This is a genomic window from Vibrio sp. St2 (assembly GCF_947311885.1).
GTDB lineage: Bacteria > Pseudomonadota > Gammaproteobacteria > Enterobacterales > Vibrionaceae > Vibrio > Vibrio coralliilyticus.
On sequence record NZ_CAMZNA010000023.1, the window covers coordinates 1 to 19,282 of the forward strand.

Genomic DNA, 19,282 nt, shown 5'->3' on the forward strand with positions numbered 1-19,282 from the left:
CGGGGTGGAGCAGCTTGGTAGCTCGTCGGGCTCATAACCCGAAGGTCGTCGGTTCAAATCCGGCCCCCGCAACCAATTCTCCTTATGAGAATATGCGACACTAGCTCAGTTGGTAGAGCGCAACCTTGCCAAGGTTGAGGTCACGAGTTCGAACCTCGTGTGTCGCTCCAATTTTCTAAGCCTTCATTATGCTTTGAATAATGAACTGCGACACTAGCTCAGTTGGTAGAGCGCAACCTTGCCAAGGTTGAGGTCACGAGTTCGAACCTCGTGTGTCGCTCCAAATTCTTCTCAGACTTCAGACGTCTGATCGACCTTAAAGGTCACCGCTCTTTATCTAATGCTGTGAAGCATAAACCAATCAAAATCATAATAAGTCCTCCATTACGGTGGGCGTTTTTATGTCTAAAATTCAAATCAGCACGAGATGTGCTCGTTTTATTTTTTAATGACAAGCCTCGGTGAGTCAGGGCTGGCTGTAAAAACTAACAGAGTTATCCACAATTATTGTCCTGTGGATAAGTTGGTGGGTAACCTGATTATGGATGCTGATTTGAGTCGAAGAGAAATGATCTTTTGTGTTATGAAAGTTTCTTTCTGATTCCTGATATTAAGCTAAGCCTTTGTATTAAAAGAATTTATCGCTTAGCCGTTGTTAGCTAAAGAGAATCTCGTTCGATCATTAAGTGATTGTTTTTTGATCTTGGTCATTTATGGCTAATGTGATTAACTTCTTTAGCTGAAAGAAAACAAGCAATCGCCCTTTCTTTTTTCCACATTCTCGTTTTTAGAGCTAAATCAAATTACGCCGTGTTATATCAGGCAAAGTTTATGCATCTCTGGGGAGCCCTTTTTGCACGATACGGATTAGCCTATTTAGCTTAGTCGATGAATGGGGTATTTGGGCAATTTGTTGCTCTATCGCCCAACGAATATGTTCATCCAGTACTTCACTCAATCCTATACGCAGCTCTAGTGCCTCAATAATATTAGCTGAATATGGCGCATTGCCCATGGCGATCGACAAATTTCTTAACCATTGGATATGACCTATTCTTCGAATGGCAGAACCTTCCATATTTTTGAGAAATGTTTTTTCATCCCATGTAAACAGAGTAACAAGATCTGGTGAGGTTAACGCCTGTCTACGATGAAAATCTTCGCGTTCAGTTAATTCAGAGAAGCGGTTCCATGGGCAAACAAGCTGGCAGTCATCGCACCCATAAATACGGTTACCCATAGGCTTGCGGAATTCTTCAGGAATCACGCCGTCGAATTCAATGGTCAGGTAAGAAATGCATCGTCGTGCATCAACGACGCCTTCTTCAATAATGGCTTGAGTAGGGCAGGAAGTGATACAAGCGGTACATTTACCACAGTCACCTTGGTGCGCTTCATCGACGGGCAAAGGTAAATCGATGAGTAGCTCACCAAGAAAAAACCACGAACCACAATCTTTATCCAGAATGAGGGAGTGCTTTCCGGTCCAACCTAGTCCTGCTTTTTGCGCTAAAGGACGCTCGAGAATAGGCGCGGAATCGACAAAAGGGCGGTAGCCAAACTGCCCCACTTCTTGTTCTATTTTCCGGCCAAGTTTCTTTAGCTGGTTGCGTACCAGTTTGTGGTAATCTCGGCCTAGTGCATAGCGGCTTATATAAGCTTGGGTGGGGTTGGCTAAGTTGGCTGCAAATAGCGCTTCAGGAGGGAGGTAGTCCATGCGGACGCTAATGACTCGCACTGTGCCAGGCAGAAGCTCAGCAGGTCGTGCTCGCATCATGCCGTGACGTGCCATCCAATCCATCTCACCGTGATAGCCGGCATCAAGCCATTTTTGCAGTGCTGCTTCGTGTTCACTCAGGTCAACATCGCAGATACCGGCTTTCTGGAAGCCAAGCTCTTGTGCCCAAGCTTTGATCTTGTTTGCGAGCTCTTGGTAGTTCATGCTAATGACTCTGGTGAAATGGGGGGCGGATCTTAACGGATCTTTTTCGTTGAATCTAGCAGCGAAATCAGAGAATTCATGCCAAAATAGCAGGAATTTGGCTTTTACTTACACAACAGACCTTGTCTCTCAATTCCAACCCAGTTTACTATTCCTGTTCTTTTGATTTTTATATAGTCACCCAGTAGAGATTGATCTTCATGACCACGAAACATTTTGCCCTTAAAGATGAACAAGCAACGATTCAATTAGGGACAGTCTTGGCAAACCTATGCTCTCAACAAACCACCATCTATTTACACGGTGATTTGGGCGCTGGTAAAACGACATTCAGCCGAGGTTTTGTGCGTGCACTGGGTCATCAGGGAAATGTGAAAAGCCCAACCTATACCCTAGTGGAGCCGTACCAGCTAGACCAATGGCAAGTTTATCATTTTGATCTATACCGCTTAGCCGATCCGGAAGAGTTGGAGTTCATGGGGATCCGAGATTACTTTACGCCTGATGCGATCTGTTTGGTTGAATGGCCAGAGAAAGGTCAGGGTTTGCTTCCTCGCGCAGATCTGGATATAGAGTTGCGCTATGACGGTGAAGCGCGCGTGGTTGATCTCACTGCCAATAATGATTATGGATCTAAATTACTTGAACAGTTGGAGTTATGATAATCAATAAATTCGTTCGAGCTGTCTCTGTCTCTTTTCTCCTAGCTCTGTTTCTTTTGCCCACTCGTGTGTGGGCAAATGCTCTTGAAAGTATTCGTGTTTGGCCGTCTCCTGACGAAACCCGTGTGGTGATTGATTTGGCATCGGAGGCGGAGTACAGCTATTTCACACTCAGCAGTCCTGATCGCTTAGTCGTGGATCTCAAGCAGACTTCCATCAATACCAAATTACCGATTAACGTCTCGGAAAGTCCAGTACTGAAAAGGATTCGTAAGAGTTCGCCACCACAGAAAGGTACCTATCGACTGGTGTTTGAACTCAAACGCAAAGTGACGCCTCAGTTGTTTAAGCTGGCGCCTACTCCGGGTGGTCAATATGGTCATCGTTTGGTGATCGACATGCCTCATGGCTCATCCTCTTCATCTACCTCAGCAGCCAAGCCTTCTTCGTCTAGTAGTTCACCTCAAGTGAGTCGAGATGCCTCTCAGTTATTGGGCACCGCTGATATCGTTGTTGCGATTGACGCTGGGCACGGTGGTGAAGACCCAGGGTCTATCGGGCCAAGCCGCAAGTATGAGAAGCATGCGACTTTGGCAATCTCCAAGAAAATTGCTGCTCAGATCAATGCTGTTCCGGGCATGAAAGCCGTGTTGACTCGTCGTGGTGATTACTTTGTGAATCTCAACAAACGCTCCGAAATTGCGCGTGGCAGCAAGGCACATTTATTAGTTTCAATTCATGCTGATGGTTTCCGCACTCCGCAGCCGCGCGGTGGTTCAGTGTTTGTGCTTAATACACGTCGAGCAAATTCAGAAATCGCCCGTTGGGTAGAGAATCACGAAGAACAGTCGCAACTACTGGGTGGTGCAGGTGAAGTTCTTTCTAAGAACACCAGCGATAAGAATGTTAGCCAGACGTTGTTGGATCTGCAGTTCAGTCATTCTCAGAAAGAAGGCTATAAAGTTGCCACTAAGATCCTCAAACAGATGAGCAGAGCTGGAATTAAACTACACAAGAAGCAACCTGTGAACGCCAGCCTAGCGGTATTGAAGTCGCCTGATATTCCATCTGTCTTGGTTGAGACTGGGTTCATTACTAACCCGACAGAAGAAAAATTACTTTTTCAACGCAGCCATCAAGATAAATTGGCGCGTGCACTGACTAAAGCGATTGTTCAGTACTTTGAAGCGAATCCACCTGAAGGTACTCTGTTCTCGAATCGTGGTAAGACTATAAAACATAAGGTTAAACGCGGTGAATCGCTGTCAGTGATTGCCAAAAAGTACGGCACGACAACGAAAGCCATCATGCAGGCCAATAAGCTGAAAAGTTCTGGTCTCGCGATTGGTCAGGTGTTGACGATCCCAGGCTCAAAAGGTGCAATACCAGTACCTAAAGTGACGAATCCGGTGGAAACCAAGACCATCACTCATGTGGTTCAAAGTGGGGAATACCTCGGTAAGATTGCTGCGCGATACAAAGTGTCGGTTGCAACGATTAAACGCGAAAACAAACTGCGTTCTGACACGCTGAAGCTCGGTCAAAAGCTGAAAATTACCGTCAGCATGAAAGATCAGCCGTTACGTAAACACAAAGTGAAGCGTGGTGAGTTCCTTGGGAAAATTGCCAGCCAGTATGATGTAAGTGTCAGCGCGATCCGAAAAGCTAATAATCTGCGTTCAGATGAACTGGCGATTGGTCAGGTACTGATCATTCCGAATAAGTAGCGACAAGCATGACGATTAAAATTCTACCAGCACGACTGGCTAACCAGATTGCCGCAGGGGAAGTGGTCGAGAGACCAGCTTCTGTTGTCAAAGAGCTGGTCGAAAACAGTTTAGACTCTGGTGCTACCCGGATTGATATTGATATCGAAAAAGGTGGCGCTAAGCTTATCCGTGTACGTGACAATGGCAAAGGCATTGCCAAGGATGAGTTGGGCTTAGCTTTGAGTCGTCATGCGACGTCAAAAATACATAGCTTAGATGATCTTGAAGCGATCGTGAGTTTAGGGTTTCGTGGCGAAGCGCTTGCCAGTATTAGTTCTGTTGCTCGTCTGACACTGACCTCTCGTCCTGCCACACAAGATCAGGCTTGGTCTGCGTACAGTGAAGGACGCGAGATGCAAGTTAAGCTGCAACCGACGGCGCACCCTATTGGTACGTCAGTCGAAGTGTTGGATCTGTTTTTCAATACGCCAGCTAGGCGTAAATTCCTCCGCACAGAGAAGACCGAGTTTACTCATATTGATGAGCTGTTAAAACGTATCGCTTTAAGCCGATTTGACGTCACGATCAATTTGCGACACAACGGCAAAATGATCAAACAGTACAGAGCGGCTAAGACTCAGGTTCAAGAAGAGAAGCGCATTGCAGCGGTATGTGGCAACCCGTTCGTGCGCAATATGTTGAAAATTGAGCTTGAACACCAAGGGCTCAAGCTGCATGGCTGGATCACGACGCCCGAAGGAGCTCGTCAGCAAAGTGATCTGCAATACTGCTACGTCAATGGCCGTATGATGCGTGACAAGCTGATCAACCATGCCATTAGGCAAAGCTACGAGACCAGTCTACGTCCTGAACAGTTTGCTACTTATGTGCTGTTTATTGAGATTGACCCCCATCAAGTCGATGTGAATGTCCATCCGGCGAAACATGAAGTGCGTTTCCATCAAGCTCGTCTGGTACATGACTTTATTTATCAAGCCTTGAGTGATGCTCTAGTACAGAGTGCTCAGATTGATAAACCCGACATCAACGCCTCTGCATTTCATACAGAACCCGTTACACCGGAAATACCTACCCCCGTCACTGCCGACACCAATCCTGTGTCTGAAAGCGTGTATCGAGCAGTGGAAAAAGTGCCTGCTTATCCTGGTCAGCAAGGCTATGAAGAAAAGCGTCAAGCTGAGAAAGAGCGTACTCAGGTACGTGAGGCAGCAGCGAAAAGTGACTGGGTAGAGTCGCGTCCTGTACCTCGGCAAAAAGCGAAATCTGAAGAGCGCTATGGAGAGCCAGCACCAAGCAAGCAGGAAGTGCGTGCTTACAAAGAGTTGCTGGAAACACCAGTGTTGTCTCAGAAAGCCCCTTCAATTCCTTCAGAACTCGAACCTGTACCTTCAGCTCTCGCAGAGCCTGCTGAGACAATAGAGGCATTGGGCAAAGCTGTCTGCGTGACTCAAGGCCAGTACTTGCTTATGGGAGATAAGCTGGGAGCGAGGGTAGTCTCAATGGCTAAAGCAGAATGGTTGCGTGTGAACGGGCAATTGTCTCTCAATGGAGGTGGACTGAAGAGTCAGCCTCTCTTGGTGCCATTGTCATTGAAACTCGATCCTCAGCAGATTGAAGCCTCTCAACAGCATCACGCAACGTTGATGCAGTTTGGCATAGAGTTGAAGAGTCGAAACTCATCCTCATTGATGATCATGGGGGTACCTCAGCCGCTTCGTCAGCAAAATTTGCAACAATTAATACCAGATCTGTTATCTTACGCCGCTTTGATATCAGAGAATGATCAAGCTTTGCCACCACAGGCGCTCTCTGATTGGTTAACTAACCAGATCACACAGGTTAAAAGCGACTACACTTTGTCGGAAGCGATACAGGTCATTGCTGAGATAGAACAACTTTGGCAGGGGAACCTGCCGTTAGATGACCGTACTTTTGTTCGCCCTGTTGATTTTTCTGCAACCATTGCAGCGATGAAGTTATGAAGAATGAATTACCTTTGGCCCTCTTTTTAATGGGGCCAACCGCATCGGGGAAAACCGATCTGGCTATCCGCCTGCGAAAAAAATTTCCAGTGGAAATTATTTCTGTGGATTCCGCTCTAATTTATAAAGGGATGGATATCGGTACCGCCAAGCCTGATGATGAAGAACAGGCACAGGCCCCGCATCGATTGATCGATATTCTCGATCCTAGCGAAGCCTATTCCGCCGCAGACTTTCGTCGCGATGCGTTGAATGAAATGCACAAGATTGTAGAGCAAGGCAAGATTCCACTCTTGGTTGGTGGCACCATGCTCTATTACAAAGCACTACTGGAAGGTTTGTCACCTCTTCCGGCTGCAAACCCTGAAATCCGTCAGCAAATTGAGCAAGAAGCATTGACTCTAGGCTGGGAGGTACTGCACGATCAACTCAAAGAGATTGATCCGGTTTCTGCTGAACGAATCCACCCGAATGATCCGCAAAGATTGTCGAGGGCATTGGAAGTTTATCGAATTTCAGGTAAAACTCTTACTGAACTGACTCAAACCAAAGGTGAAAGCCTGCCGTTTAGAGTGAAACAGTTCGCTATAGCTCCCAAGGAAAGGGCTGAACTCCATCGCCGAATCGAATTGAGGTTCGACAAAATGATGGAAGCAGGATTCGAGCAAGAAATGCGTGAGTTGTACGCTCGCGATGATCTTAACCCCGATCTTCCTTCTATTCGTTGCGTCGGTTATCGGCAGATGTGGGATTATTTGGCTGGGAATTGCACACTTGATGATGCCATATTTAAAGGTATCTGTGCGACCCGCCAGTTGGCCAAGCGACAAATCACCTGGTTACGCAGCTGGGATGATTTAACTTGGTTAGATAGCGAAAACATAGAACAGTCTCTAGAAACCGTATCAAATGCCATAGCGTCTGAAGGTTTTAGCTGTGTATAATGTGATCGCTTTTGCGTGAATGTACCCTGTAAAGGATCTGTTACTTGAAATTTGATGGTAAAGCCGTCATAACAGGTAACGACAGGGTGTTTTTTATCGTTTAGCTCAGATGCAAAGGCCGCACCTAGTTTTGCAGCGCACCACTAGCTAAATAACTAGAACAAAATTACAAAATAAGGAAAATAAAATGGCTAAGGGGCAATCTCTTCAAGACCCATTCTTAAATGCATTACGTCGTGAACGTATTCCCGTATCAATCTACCTAGTAAACGGAATTAAACTACAGGGTCAGATTGAGTCTTTCGATCAATTTGTGATCTTGCTGAAAAACACAGTAAACCAAATGGTATACAAGCACGCTATCTCTACGGTAGTTCCTGCTCGTCCAGTTAGCCACCACAGTGGTGAACGTCCTCAGGGTGGCGAGCGTCAGCAAGAGAAATCAGAAGATTAATTCTCTGAACAAGAAAATTAGTATTATTTTAAGGAGTTGATTGCTTGTTTGACCGTTATGAAGCCGGTGAGCGAGCCGTACTTGTTCATATCAACTTCACGCAAGAAGGGGAGTGGGAAGATCTCAGCGAGTTTGAAATGCTGGTATCTTCAGCTGGTGTCTCAACGTTACAAGTTGTAACCGGTAGTCGCCAGTCACCACACCCTAAATATTATGTCGGAGAGGGTAAAGCTCAGGAAATTGCCCAAGCGGTGCAACTTGCTGCTGCAGATATAGTGATATTCAATCACGCCCTCTCTCCTGCCCAAGAACGTAACCTAGAATCGTTGTGTAAATGTCGAGTCCTTGATCGTACCGGTCTGATCCTCGATATCTTTGCTCAACGCGCCCGAACACACGAAGGTAAATTACAGGTTGAGCTCGCTCAGCTTCGTCATATCTCTACTCGCCTTATTCGTGGTTGGACTCACCTTGAACGACAAAAAGGTGGTATTGGTTTACGTGGTCCAGGTGAAACCCAGTTAGAAACTGACCGACGTCTTTTGCGTGACCGTATAAAAGCTATCTTGCGCCGCTTGGAAAAAGTGGCAAAGCAGCGTGAACAAGGTCGCCGAGCCAGAAATCGAGCGGAAATCCCAACTATCTCTCTGGTTGGTTATACCAACGCGGGTAAATCCACCATGTTTAACCGCATTACCGAAGCGGGCGTATATGCAGCTGACCAGCTGTTTGCCACTTTGGATCCAACGTTGAGAAAAATTGAGCTTGCGGATGTGGGAACAGCCATTTTGGCTGACACGGTTGGATTTATCCGACATTTACCCCATGACCTAGTCGCCGCTTTTAAAGCGACCCTGCAAGAAACGCAGGAAGCTGACATTTTGTTACATGTTGTCGATGCCAGTGATGAGCGTTTTCGTGAGAATATTCATGCTGTTCATGAAGTGCTTGAAGAGATTGATGCCCATGAGGTACCTGCTCTTCTCGTAATGAACAAAATTGATAATCTCGAAGACCAGAAACCTCGAATTGAAAGGGACGAAGAAGGTGTTCCTCGTGCCGTTTGGGTTTCGGCAATGGAAGGCATTGGTATTGAACTGCTGTTTGATGCTCTGACTGAGCGCTTAGCTAGTCAAATGGTTCAGTATCAATTGCGAATACCGCCACAACATCAGGGGCGCATTCGTAGTACATTCTTCCAAATGAAATGTATTCAACGAGAAGAATATGATCAGGATGGTAACTTGTTGATTGATGTTCGCATGCAACAAGTGGATTGGTCTAGACTTGAAAAAAGAGAAGGGGCAGTTTTACGTGACTTTATAGTTACTTAAATGACTGCTACAGTATAACGTCATATCAAATGATGGAGCTTTCTAATGGCGTGGAATGAGCCTGGTAATAACAACGGCAACAATGGCCGCGATAACGACCCTTGGGGGAGTAATAATCGTGGTAACAAAGGTGGCCGTGATCAAGGACCGCCAGACTTAGACGAAGTATTTAACAAACTGAGTCAGAAACTGGGTGGAAAGTTTGGTGGTGGAAAAGGAGGCAAAGGATCTTCTATCGGTGGTGGCGGTGCACTAGGTTTTGGTGTCATAGCAGTAATCGCGATAGCAATCTGGTTCTTTGCGGGCTTTTACACCATCGGTGAAGCAGAACGTGGTGTTGTTCTACGATTGGGTAAATACGATCGCGTCGTAGATCCTGGTCTGAACTGGCGCCCTCGCTTCATTGATGAAGTTACTCCTGTCAACGTACAGGCAATTCGCTCACTGCGTTCATCTGGTCTAATGCTGACTAAAGATGAAAACGTTGTGACGATAGCGATGGATGTTCAGTACCGTGTTGCTGACCCATACAAATACCTATTCCGCGTGACGAACGCAGATGATAGCTTACGCCAAGCGACCGACTCTGCGCTTCGAGCAGTGATTGGTGACTCTCTGATGGATAGCATCCTGACGACTGGTCGTCAGCAAATTCGTCAAAGTACTCAGGAAACGTTAAATGAAATCGTAGATAGCTACGATATGGGTGTTGTCATTGTTGACGTCAACTTCCAGTCTGCGCGTCCACCTGAGCAAGTTAAAGACGCATTCGACGATGCTATCGCAGCACGTGAGGATGAAGAGCGTTTTGAGCGTGAAGCAGAAGCTTACCGTAACGATATTCTTCCAAAAGCGACGGGTCGAGCTGAGCGTCTGAAGAAAGAAGCGTTAGGTTACTCTGAGCGCGTGGTTAATGAAGCACTTGGTCAAGTAGCGCAGTTTGAGAAACTACTTCCTGAATACCAAGCAGCTCCTGAAGTTACTCGTAACCGTTTGTACCTAGATACTATGGAACGCGTTTATTCAAGCACGTCTAAAGTCCTGATTGATTCAGAATCAAGCGGTAACCTTCTGTATCTGCCTATTGATAAACTGGCGGGTCAAGAAGGTAAGACTCAAACCAAACGTAGCACGAAGTCTTCTTCTGCATACGATCAAATTGAGCTAGAAACTCAGACAAATGAGACAACTTCAGACTCACAATCTCGTTCAACTGGTTCACGTCAAGGGAGATATTAAGAATGCGTAAGTTAATGATCCCTGTATTAGTCGTTACCATTGTTCTACTGCTAATGTCAGTATTCGTGATTCAAGAAGGCGAACGTGGATTGGTGATTCGATTTGGTCGTGTTCTTGATGATAACGGCGTATCAAGAATTTACGAGCCAGGCTTGCATTTTAAGATGCCGCTATTCGATCGAGTGAAAACTCTGGATGCGCGTATTCAAACAATGGATAGCCGTTCTGACCGTTTCGTAACGTCTGAGAAAAAAGACGTGTTGATCGATACTTACGTTAAGTGGCGTATCTCAGACTTCGGGCGTTACTACCTAACCACTGGTGGTGGTAATACGTTGACAGCGGAAGCGCTACTTGAACGTAAAGTTACCGACGTACTACGTTCTGAAATTGGTGCTCGTGAGATCAAGCAGATTGTTTCTGGCCCGCGTAACAAAGATGTACTTCCTGAAAGTGCAGACAGCGAAGAAGTGACAACTGAAGCAGCTCTTGAAGCGTTAGAAGTTGACGGTGAGCGTGACCAAATTATGGAGAACGTTCTTGTTGGCACTTCAGACAGTGCAATGACTGACTTGGGTGTTGAGATCGTTGATTTTCGTATGAAGAAAATCAACCTACCTGACGAAATCAGTGAGTCTATCTACCGCCGTATGAGAGCTGAGCGTGAATCTGTAGCGCGTAAGCACCGTTCCCAAGGTCGTGAGAAGGCAGAAGTTATCCGTGCACAAGCTGATCTAGAAGTGGCAACAGTTCTAGCAGAAGCGGACAAAACTGCACGTGTAACTCGAGGTGAAGCGGATGCGAAATCTGCGAAAATCTACTCGGATGCTTATAACAAAGACCCAGAATTCTTTGGCTTTATGCGTTCTTTAAAAGCTTATGAGACATCATTCAGCGATAAGAGCGATATCTTAGTACTGGATCCGAAGAGTGACTTCTTCCAGTACATGAATAACTCTGCTGGTGCACCAGCGAAGTAAGTTCAAGTTGATAGATAACAAAGGCTCCCTTGTGGAGCCTTTCTTTTTTTGAGGAGTTACGTATGTCGAACTCATTGTGGGTCGCATTAGGTTTGGTGTTAATCGTCGAAGGGCTAGGGCCTTTAATCGCCCCTAATGGCTGGCGTAATATGGTTGCTCAGTTAAGTGAACAACCAGACAATCAACTCAGGCGTATCGGAGGTTGTTTAGTGGTAGCCGGTGTCGTGATTGCGTACGTGTTTAGTTAGTAATGTGGAGGCGGGGTTTCTTGAGATGGATCGGCTAAATTAGATGAGTCTATGTTTTTGACCTTGCCCACCACGTACTTCATCTGGTCCTGCATTTTTGTGATCAGCAGCTGTTGCTGGCTCAATGCATCATTAAGAGACTCAATGGTCTGTTCTTGAAAGGCCAGCTGGCACTCCATGTCGTTTAGACGGTTCTCCAATTCTTCAACACGCTTTTCTGTCATGATTAGTAGTCCACGCTCCAAGCTTGAGCAATTCCAGCGGAAGTGCCCGAGATCACTCGGTTCTGATTGTCAAAAGCTGCATCATACACCACTGCACGTGGAGGGCGAGTATCTTTTAAAGGCTCTGCTTCAAATCCCTCGACCTTTTTACCTGTTTGTACGTCCCAGACCATAATTCGGCTTGAAGGAGTGCCTGTGACAAGGAACTGCCCATCATCCGAGAAGCGGGCCGTTGAGAAGATCAACTGACGAGAAAAACTGCGCAGGTTGGAAATTTTTTCTCCAGTTCTAAGATCCCAGATGATTGCCTGATTGCCTCCATCTGAAGTAAAGGCATACAAACCATCTCTTTGTAGGGCGACACGATTGATGCGCTGCTCATGCTCAAAGCTCTTAAGAATTTGCCCTGTACGGGTATCCCATAGGTAGGCGGTATAATCATTACCTCCTGATAACGCGAAACGACCATTAGGAGATAGGGCGACAGAATTCACTTTTTCATTGTGGGCAAGGAACTCTAATCGTCTTCCAGTGACTAAGTTGACGTAAATGGCCTTGCCGTTAGACAACCCCAGCAAGACTTGTTCGCCATTGCTGGCAATGTCGACATCGCGAATTAATCCGTCTGAGATCGACCAAAGACCTTGTGCTTGTGTCCAAGCTAAATCCCAGACAGCGAAGTTTATTTGCGTTGCGGTGACGGCAAATCGGCCATTATCTGAGATACGGATTCGAGAAACGGTACTAGCTTGAGGATCTTGTTCGCCTAATGAGGCAAGCTGCTGGCTTTCGTAGAGATCCCACAGTACCAGTTGATGCTCTTTGGAGTACAAAAGGGCAAAGCGGGCATCTCGGCTTAAGGCGAAACTGGTGGTTCCCAGAGGTTCAATTACCCAACGTTGATCATCCTGCGTGGAGAAAAAGCAGCCATTTAACGCTGCGATGACAAACGTAAGTATCAGAGTGTGAAAAATAATTCGCATTAAATACAAAGATCCGCTTTAGTTAACGTTTAATTAAAACGCATATTGGTTATAGTGGTACAACATGCTTATGAGCACCAGTCTAAATTACAGATTTGTGCGCAAAGACAAATGGTTAGCCATTAATTGGAGAATTCAATGAAATCTATTTTTAAGGTGTCACTGCTTGCAGCAACAGTAATGTTGGCGGTTGGCTGTCAGAAAGAAGAAGAAGCTAAAACAGAAGCAGCGCCTGCAGCCGAGCAAGTGCAAGCAGAAGCCGGTAAAACGGTTCACTTTAAAACCGACGATGAAAAAGCAGCTTACGCGATTGGCGTATCGTTCGCTAACTACCTGAATACTAGCCTAGATAAGCCAAACGAAATTGGTATCAATCTAGATAAAGACCTTGTATTGAAAGGCATTGAACATGTGTTTGCGGGTAACCCTGAGCTAAATGAAGAAGAAACACGCGCAGCACTTGAGTCGCTAGACAAGCGTGTAGCTGAAACGATGCAAAAGCAAGCAGCAGAAAAAGCAGCTGAAGCAAAGAAAGCTGGTGATGATTTTCGTGCTGACTTCGAAAAGCAGGAAGGTGTGAAGAAGACTGAATCAGGTCTACTTTACCAAGTAATGACTCCAGCTAAAGGTGATCAGCCGAAAGACACGGATACGGTTCAGGTTCATTACAAAGGCACATTGATTGACGGCACTCAATTCGATAGCTCATACGATCGTGGCGAACCAGCGACGTTCCCACTTAACCGTGTGATTTCTGGTTGGACAGAAGGTGTTCAGCTGATGCCTGTGGGTTCTAAATTCAAATTCGTTATCCCACCAGAGCTAGCATATGGTGAGCAAGATACACCAAGCATCCCAGCAAACTCGACATTGGTATTTGAGGTTGAGCTGCTGAAAATCGATAACGGTGAAGGTGAGCAAGCGGTTCAGTAAACCACCGTTCTCTTAATAAAGATGGAAAGGTCTGACGAAAGTCAGGCCTTTTTTCATTTTCTGAGCGCTGTATCGCGTGAATAATTTGTTCTAAATCACTAGATAGCGGCATTGCTTGATGTTCAATTCAAAATTTCTGATAAACTTACACCAATTTGTTGATTTTTCGCTCGAAGGCTTAAAAAGTGACAACTACAGACACAGTAAACACGGATATGTTGCTCGAAATGGAATCTGTCAATGTGATGCCATTTAGTGAGCATGACAAAATTATATTGAGATCGTACGAAGCCGTTGTAGATGGCATCGCAAGCCTGATCGGCCCATTTTGTGAAATCGTGCTCCACTCACTGGAGGATCTCAATACATCAGCCATTAAAATTGCCAATGGCGAAAATACAGGTCGTCAGGTCGGTTCACCAATCACGGATTTAGCATTGAAAATGCTGCGTGATATCGAGGGCTCTGAACGCAACTTCTCGCGTTCATATTTTACCCGCGCTAAAGGTGGCGTGTTGATGAAGTCGATTACCGTTGCGATTCGTAATGGTGAGAATCGGGTGATTGGCCTTTTATGTATCAACGTTAATCTCGATGCGCCTTTCTCTCAGGTGTTACAGTCTTTCATGCCAACAGAAGAAGCAAAGCAAGCGGCATCGTCAGTTAACTTTGCCAGTGATGTGGAAGAGCTGGTGGACCAAACGGTTGAGCGTACAATTGAAGAAATCAACGCTGATAAGTCAGTATCGAACAACACCAAAAACCGTCAGATTGTGATGGAGCTGTACGATAAAGGTATCTTCGATATAAAAGATGCGATTAACCGAGTTGCCGATCGCTTGAATATCTCGAAACACACAGTGTACCTCTACATTCGCCAGCGCAAGACTGAGGATGACGAGAGTTGAGTTGTTTGAGTTACACCTTAGTTGTTAACGGTTCTGTATATGGCAACCAGTCAGCTCGAACGGCGTATCAGTTCGCCCGTAGTTTGATTGGTAAAGGTCACCGGTTAGTGAGTGTGTTCTTTTACCAAGATGGCGTAACCAACGGAACCGCGCTGAGTGTACCGGCGAATGACGAATTTGATTTGGTCAAAGCGTGGCAATCTCTGGCTTCAGAACACGCAGTGCGCCTTGAGACTTGTGTTGCCGCCGCATTGCGCCGTGGTGTAGTCAGCCAGGATGAAGCCAACCAACACAGCTTGATGCAAAGTAACCTTGCAGATGGCTTTCATCAGGCAGGGCTAGGCAGTTTGGCTGAAGCTATGCTTACCCAAGATAGAGTGGTGCAGTTTTGAGTCAGTTAACCTATCTGTTCCGCAGTGCCCCTCATGGCAGCGCGTCCGGCCGAGAAGGTGTCGATGCTTTGCTGGCGGCATCAGCGTATTGCGAAGACATCAGCGTACTGTTTATTGGTGATGGTGTGTACCAGCTGATTGCTGGGCAGCAAACAGGCAATATCCTTAGCAAAGACTATTCACCTATGCTCAAGCTATTTGATCTTTACGACATTGAACAAGTGTACGTCTGCTCGGACTCATTGGCTGAACGTGGTTTAGCGCAAGCTGACTTAGTCATAGATGCTGAATCGCTATCTGTTGTTGATATGCAGGCGCAGCTCCATCGCGCTGACAAAGTACTTTCTTTCTAAGGGAATCATGTTACATATTGTTAAGTCTGTGGCGGCTCTGGAAGACGTCGTTAAGGTGTATGTTGATGGCGATGCTTTGCTATTGATTGAAGATGCTGTTTACGCGGTTAATCCCCAACATAAGACGTACCCACTAATAAAAGGCTTCAATACCTTTGTGTTGCAGAGTGATCTGGCAGCCCGTGGTATCCTTAACCGTATGAGCCCATCTATAGAGATGGTCGACTACGAAGGCTTTGTTGACCTTACTTCTGAGCAAGAAAACTCTCTCACCTGGGATTAAGTCTTTTCCTTGGCAGACTGTGAATAAGCATTTACGGCACACGCGTTCGAGTTGAACAAAAAAGATCCGTATATTTCTTGACACACCTCTCACTGCTGCATAGAATTTTGCGTCCCTATTTGTACGAAGTGCTTTGGTACGACGTGTAGATAGGGTTAGATTTTTCACAAAGCTTACTTTTAAGTAAATCAGGAGCTAGTTAATGGCAACTATTAACCAGTTGGTACGTAAGCCACGTGCAAAGCAAGTTGTTAAAAGCAACGTGCCAGCACTAGAAGCGTGCCCACAAAAACGTGGTGTATGTACTCGTGTTTACACTACTACACCTAAAAAACCTAACTCGGCACTACGTAAAGTATGTCGTGTACGTCTAACAAACGGTTTCGAAGTAACTTCGTACATCGGTGGTGAAGGTCACAACCTTCAAGAGCACTCAGTTGTTCTAATCCGTGGCGGTCGTGTTAAAGACCTTCCGGGTGTACGTTACCACACAGTACGTGGTGCACTTGACTGTGCTGGCGTAAATGACCGTAAACAAGGTCGTTCTAAGTACGGTGTGAAGCGTCCTAAGTCTTAATCGTCTTTTCTTTTAAAGAGAAGCGTTAAGTAAGGCCAAACACTAAAATTAATATTAATTTTTGAAGAAACTGTAAAGTTTTGGATAACCTGAAGAATAAGACAACGGAGAAATTCCATGCCACGTCGTCGCGTCATCGGTCAGCGTAAGATCCTTCCAGATCCAAAGTTCAAATCAGAACTGCTGGCAAAATTCGTTAACATCCTTATGGTTGACGGTAAAAAATCTACTGCAGAGAAAATTGTTTACACTGCACTAGATGCAATGGCTGAGAAATCTGGTAAAGATCACTTAGCTGTATTTGAAGAAGCTCTTGAAAATGTTCGCCCTGCGGTAGAGGTTAAATCTCGTCGCGTGGGTGGTTCAACTTACCAAGTACCTGTAGAAGTACGTCCGGTTCGCCGTAACGCACTTGCTATGCGTTGGGTAGTTGAAGCTGCGCGTAAGCGTGGTGAAAAATCTATGGCTCAACGCCTAGCTGCTGAAATGCTAGATGCGTCTGAGAACAAAGGTACTGCTGTTAAGAAACGTGAAGACGTTCACCGTATGGCAGAAGCGAACAAAGCATTCGCTCATTACCGCTGGTAATACCTTTCAGTGCCGCGAGAACCCTCGCGGCGCTACTCTAGTTCCTATGCGTAAGCTTAGGAACTATTGCTATATCTAGGGCACGTAAAAATTGCCATGAGCAGACTAAAATGCAACTGGAGATAGCAATAGTCCCTAATTCAAGAGGATTCAATCGTGGCTCGTAAAACACCTATTGAGCGCTACCGTAACATTGGTATCGTCGCTCACGTAGACGCAGGTAAAACAACCACAAGTGAACGTATTCTGTTCTACACCGGCCTTTCTCATAAAATCGGTGAAGTTCACGATGGTGCTGCTACCATGGACTGGATGGAGCAGGAGCAAGAGCGTGGTATCACAATCACCTCAGCGGCTACGACGACTTTCTGGCGTGGTATGGATGCACAATTCCAAGACCACCGCATCAACATTATCGATACTCCTGGACACGTAGATTTCACTATCGAAGTAGAGCGTTCACTACGCGTACTTGATGGTGCTGTTGTTGTGTTCTGTGGTTCATCGGGTGTTGAACCTCAATCTGAAACTGTATGGCGTCAAGCTGACAAGTACCACGTTCCTCGCATGGTATTTGTGAACAAGATGGACCGTGCAGGTGCTGACTTCCTACGTGTTGTTGATCAAATTAAAAACCGTCTTGGTGCTAACCCTGTTCCTATCCAACTTAATGTTGGTGCGGAAGAAGACTTCAAAGGTGTTATTGACCTAATCAAGATGAAGATGATCAACTGGAGTGAAGCAGACCAAGGTACAACCTTTACTTACGAAGACATTCCAGCGGACATGCTTGAGCTTGCTGAAGAGTGGCACAACAATCTAGTTGAGTCAGCGGCAGAAGCTAGCGAAGAGCTAATGGATAAGTATCTTGAAGAAGGCGAACTAACGGAAGCTGAAATCAAGCAAGCATTACGTACTCGTACACTAAATAACGAAATCGTACTGGCCACTTGTGGTAGTGCGTTTAAGAACAAAGGTGTTCAAGCGGTACTTGATGCAGTAGTCGAATTTTTACCATCGCCAATTGACGTTCCAGCGATCAAAGGTGTTGATGACAACGACAACGAAGTAGAGCGTCATGCAGACGACAACGAACCGTTCTCAGCATTAGCATTCAAGATCGCAACTGACCCATTCGTAGGTACGCTGACCTTTATGCGTGTTTACTCTGGTGTGGTGAACTCTGGCGACGCAGTCTACAACTCTGTGAAGCAGAAGAAAGAACGCTTTGGTCGTATCGTACAGATGCACTCAAACAAGCGTGACGAAATTAAAGAAGTTCGCGCGGGCGATATTGCAGCAGCAATCGGCCTTAAAGACGTGACAACAGGTGACACCCTATGTGACCAGAACCACAAAGTGATTCTGGAACGCATGGAGTTCCCTGATCCGGTAATTCAGATCGCGGTAGAGCCTCGCTCTGTTGCCGATCAAGAGAAGATGGCTATTGCTCTAGGTAAACTAGCGGCAGAAGATCCGTCTTTCCGCGTCGAAACGGATGACGAAACAGGTCAGACACTGATCTCTGGTATGGGTGAGCTTCACCTAGATATCATCGTTGACCGTATGAAACGTGAATTCAGCGTTGACTGTAATGTTGGTAAACCTCAGGTTGCTTACCGAGAGACGATTCGTGGTAACGCGGAAGTTGAAGGTAAATTTGTACGTCAATCTGGTGGTCGTGGTCAGTATGGTCACGTATGGATCAAACTGGAGCCATCTGAACCTGGTGAAGGTTTTGTCTTTGTTGACGAAATTGTGGGTGGTGTTGTTCCTAAGGAATACATCAGTTCGGTAGCGAAAGGTATCGAAGAGCAAATGAACAGTGGTGTTCTAGCGGGTTACCCGGTTCTAGATATTAAAGCAACACTGTTTGATGGTTCTTACCACGATGTTGACTCTAACGAGATGGCGTTTAAGATCGCTGGCTCGATGGCATTCAAGAAGGGTTCATTAGAAGCACAGCCTGTACTTCTTGAGCCAATGATGAATGTTGAAGTAACTACGCCTGAAGATTGGATGGGTGACGTTGTTGGTGACCTAAACCGCCGTCGCGGTATGATCGAAGGTATGGACGATGGTGTGGCTGGTATTAAGATCATCCGCGCTCAAGTACCACTATCTGAGATGTTTGGTTACGCAACTGATCTACGTTCTGCAACTCAAGGCCGTGCGTCTTATTCTATGGAGTTTAACGAGTACGCTGAAGTACCGAAAAACTTTGCAGATAAAATCATTGCAGACCGTGGTTACTAATAAATCGTATTAACCTTTAAAAATAGCAAGACTTTTTTAAAGATCAATACGTCCAAATATTGCGCTGACGGACGTTGGCGCATAAAATAGCAAATTCTGGCGCGTCGTGATCAATAATGTTCGCGGCGAATCATAACTAGGAAGGAACACGATCGTGTCTAAAGAAAAATTTGAACGTACTAAACCGCACGTTAACGTTGGTACTATCGGCCACGTTGACCACGGTAAAACAACTCTAACTGCTGCAATCTGTACAACTCTATCTAAAGT

21 protein-coding genes and 2 tRNA genes are annotated in these 19,282 nt (G+C 45.8%); 20 read left to right on the plus strand and 3 right to left on the minus strand.

Going from position 1 to position 19,282, the window contains the following annotated elements; all coding sequences use genetic code 11:
• Positions 1-94 precede the first annotated feature (94 nt).
• Together QMA41_RS25365 and QMA41_RS25370 are read left to right on the plus strand one after the other, a co-directional pair.
• Positions 95-170, plus strand: a tRNA-Gly gene (locus QMA41_RS25365).
• A gap of 37 nt (positions 171-207) precedes the next feature.
• Positions 208-283 (plus strand) — tRNA-Gly (locus QMA41_RS25370).
• 546 nt (positions 284-829) lie between these two features.
• Here the strand turns inward: QMA41_RS25370 and queG are convergent.
• Positions 830-1,942 carry a tRNA epoxyqueuosine(34) reductase QueG gene (queG, locus tag QMA41_RS25375; protein WP_281630905.1) on the minus strand — a complete coding sequence of 371 codons (1,113 nt, stop codon included), beginning with the start codon at positions 1,940-1,942 and terminating at the stop codon, positions 830-832.
• Between the two features lie 200 nt (positions 1,943-2,142).
• Here queG and tsaE point away from each other — a divergent pair, with 200 nt between their 5' ends.
• From tsaE to QMA41_RS25420, 9 genes are all read left to right on the plus strand, one after another.
• On the plus strand, positions 2,143-2,604 hold the full coding sequence (gene tsaE, locus QMA41_RS25380) for a tRNA (adenosine(37)-N6)-threonylcarbamoyltransferase complex ATPase subunit type 1 TsaE (RefSeq protein WP_019275002.1): 462 nt from the start codon (positions 2,143-2,145) through the stop codon (positions 2,602-2,604).
• A complete protein-coding gene (locus tag QMA41_RS25385) occupies positions 2,601-4,331 on the plus strand; it encodes a LysM peptidoglycan-binding domain-containing protein (RefSeq protein WP_281630906.1) in 1,731 nt (576 codons plus the stop codon). The genes tsaE and QMA41_RS25385 overlap by 4 nt, the downstream gene beginning before the upstream one ends.
• Positions 4,332-4,339: 8 nt before the next feature.
• A complete protein-coding gene (gene mutL / locus QMA41_RS25390; RefSeq protein WP_281630907.1) occupies positions 4,340-6,316 on the plus strand; it encodes a DNA mismatch repair endonuclease MutL in 1,977 nt (658 codons plus the stop codon).
• Positions 6,313-7,260 carry a tRNA (adenosine(37)-N6)-dimethylallyltransferase MiaA gene (gene miaA / locus QMA41_RS25395; protein WP_281630908.1) on the plus strand — a complete coding sequence of 316 codons (948 nt, stop codon included), beginning with the start codon at positions 6,313-6,315 and terminating at the stop codon, positions 7,258-7,260. The genes mutL and miaA overlap by 4 nt, the downstream gene beginning before the upstream one ends.
• Positions 7,261-7,447: 187 nt before the next feature.
• The gene (hfq, locus tag QMA41_RS25400) at positions 7,448-7,714 is read left to right on the plus strand and encodes an RNA chaperone Hfq (RefSeq protein WP_006957051.1); all 267 of its coding nucleotides are present in this window, start codon (positions 7,448-7,450) and stop codon (positions 7,712-7,714) included.
• Positions 7,715-7,758: 44 nt separating this feature from the next.
• Positions 7,759-9,048 (plus strand): ribosome rescue GTPase HflX, encoded by a 1,290-nt coding sequence (gene hflX / locus QMA41_RS25405; RefSeq protein WP_019275006.1) that lies wholly within the window; start codon positions 7,759-7,761, stop codon positions 9,046-9,048.
• A 45-nt stretch (positions 9,049-9,093) separates the two neighbouring features.
• A complete protein-coding gene (gene hflK / locus QMA41_RS25410; RefSeq protein WP_019275007.1) occupies positions 9,094-10,287 on the plus strand; it encodes an FtsH protease activity modulator HflK in 1,194 nt (397 codons plus the stop codon).
• Between the two features lie 2 nt (positions 10,288-10,289).
• Entirely contained in the window at positions 10,290-11,267 is a 978-nt protein-coding gene (hflC, locus tag QMA41_RS25415; protein ID WP_019275008.1) for a protease modulator HflC, read from the plus strand.
• Positions 11,268-11,329: 62 nt separating this feature from the next.
• Positions 11,330-11,515: a DUF2065 domain-containing protein gene (locus QMA41_RS25420; RefSeq protein WP_021458240.1), complete on the plus strand. Its 186-nt coding sequence runs from the start codon at positions 11,330-11,332 to the stop codon at positions 11,513-11,515.
• On the opposite strand, the gene QMA41_RS25425 is transcribed toward QMA41_RS25420, so the two are convergent.
• Complete coding sequence (locus QMA41_RS25425) at positions 11,512-11,739, minus strand: SlyX family protein (protein ID WP_021458239.1); 228 nt, start codon at positions 11,737-11,739, stop codon at positions 11,512-11,514. The genes QMA41_RS25420 and QMA41_RS25425 overlap by 4 nt on opposite strands.
• Positions 11,740-11,741: 2 nt before the next feature.
• Positions 11,742-12,722, minus strand: a complete 981-nt coding sequence (locus tag QMA41_RS25430) for a PQQ-binding-like beta-propeller repeat protein (RefSeq protein ID WP_019275010.1) — start codon at positions 12,720-12,722, stop codon at positions 11,742-11,744.
• A gap of 138 nt (positions 12,723-12,860) precedes the next feature.
• Between QMA41_RS25430 and fkpA the strand changes: the two genes are divergently transcribed.
• The 9 genes from fkpA to QMA41_RS25475 all read left to right on the plus strand — a co-directional run.
• On the plus strand, positions 12,861-13,655 hold the full coding sequence (gene fkpA / locus QMA41_RS25435) for an FKBP-type peptidyl-prolyl cis-trans isomerase (RefSeq protein ID WP_006957058.1): 795 nt from the start codon (positions 12,861-12,863) through the stop codon (positions 13,653-13,655).
• A 185-nt stretch (positions 13,656-13,840) separates the two neighbouring features.
• Positions 13,841-14,563: a transcriptional regulator gene (locus QMA41_RS25440; protein WP_019275011.1), complete on the plus strand. Its 723-nt coding sequence runs from the start codon at positions 13,841-13,843 to the stop codon at positions 14,561-14,563.
• The gene (gene tusD / locus QMA41_RS25445) at positions 14,560-14,955 is read left to right on the plus strand and encodes a sulfurtransferase complex subunit TusD (RefSeq protein WP_045987530.1); all 396 of its coding nucleotides are present in this window, start codon (positions 14,560-14,562) and stop codon (positions 14,953-14,955) included. Before QMA41_RS25440 ends, tusD begins: the two co-directional genes overlap by 4 nt.
• Positions 14,952-15,308 (plus strand): sulfurtransferase complex subunit TusC, encoded by a 357-nt coding sequence (gene tusC, locus QMA41_RS25450; protein ID WP_043009367.1) that lies wholly within the window; start codon positions 14,952-14,954, stop codon positions 15,306-15,308. Before tusD ends, tusC begins: the two co-directional genes overlap by 4 nt.
• A 7-nt stretch (positions 15,309-15,315) precedes the next feature.
• Complete coding sequence (gene tusB / locus QMA41_RS25455; protein ID WP_006957062.1) at positions 15,316-15,591, plus strand: sulfurtransferase complex subunit TusB; 276 nt, start codon at positions 15,316-15,318, stop codon at positions 15,589-15,591.
• A gap of 202 nt (positions 15,592-15,793) precedes the next feature.
• Complete coding sequence (gene rpsL / locus QMA41_RS25460) at positions 15,794-16,168, plus strand: 30S ribosomal protein S12 (RefSeq protein WP_004399892.1); 375 nt, start codon at positions 15,794-15,796, stop codon at positions 16,166-16,168.
• A gap of 117 nt (positions 16,169-16,285) precedes the next feature.
• Entirely contained in the window at positions 16,286-16,756 is a 471-nt protein-coding gene (gene rpsG / locus QMA41_RS25465) for a 30S ribosomal protein S7 (RefSeq protein ID WP_006957063.1), read from the plus strand.
• A gap of 156 nt (positions 16,757-16,912) precedes the next feature.
• Positions 16,913-19,012 (plus strand): elongation factor G, encoded by a 2,100-nt coding sequence (fusA, locus tag QMA41_RS25470; RefSeq protein ID WP_019275016.1) that lies wholly within the window; start codon positions 16,913-16,915, stop codon positions 19,010-19,012.
• Between the two features lie 154 nt (positions 19,013-19,166).
• A partial coding sequence (locus tag QMA41_RS25475) for a GTP-binding protein (protein ID WP_004743179.1) occupies positions 19,167-19,282 on the plus strand: 116 nt, incomplete at its 3' end.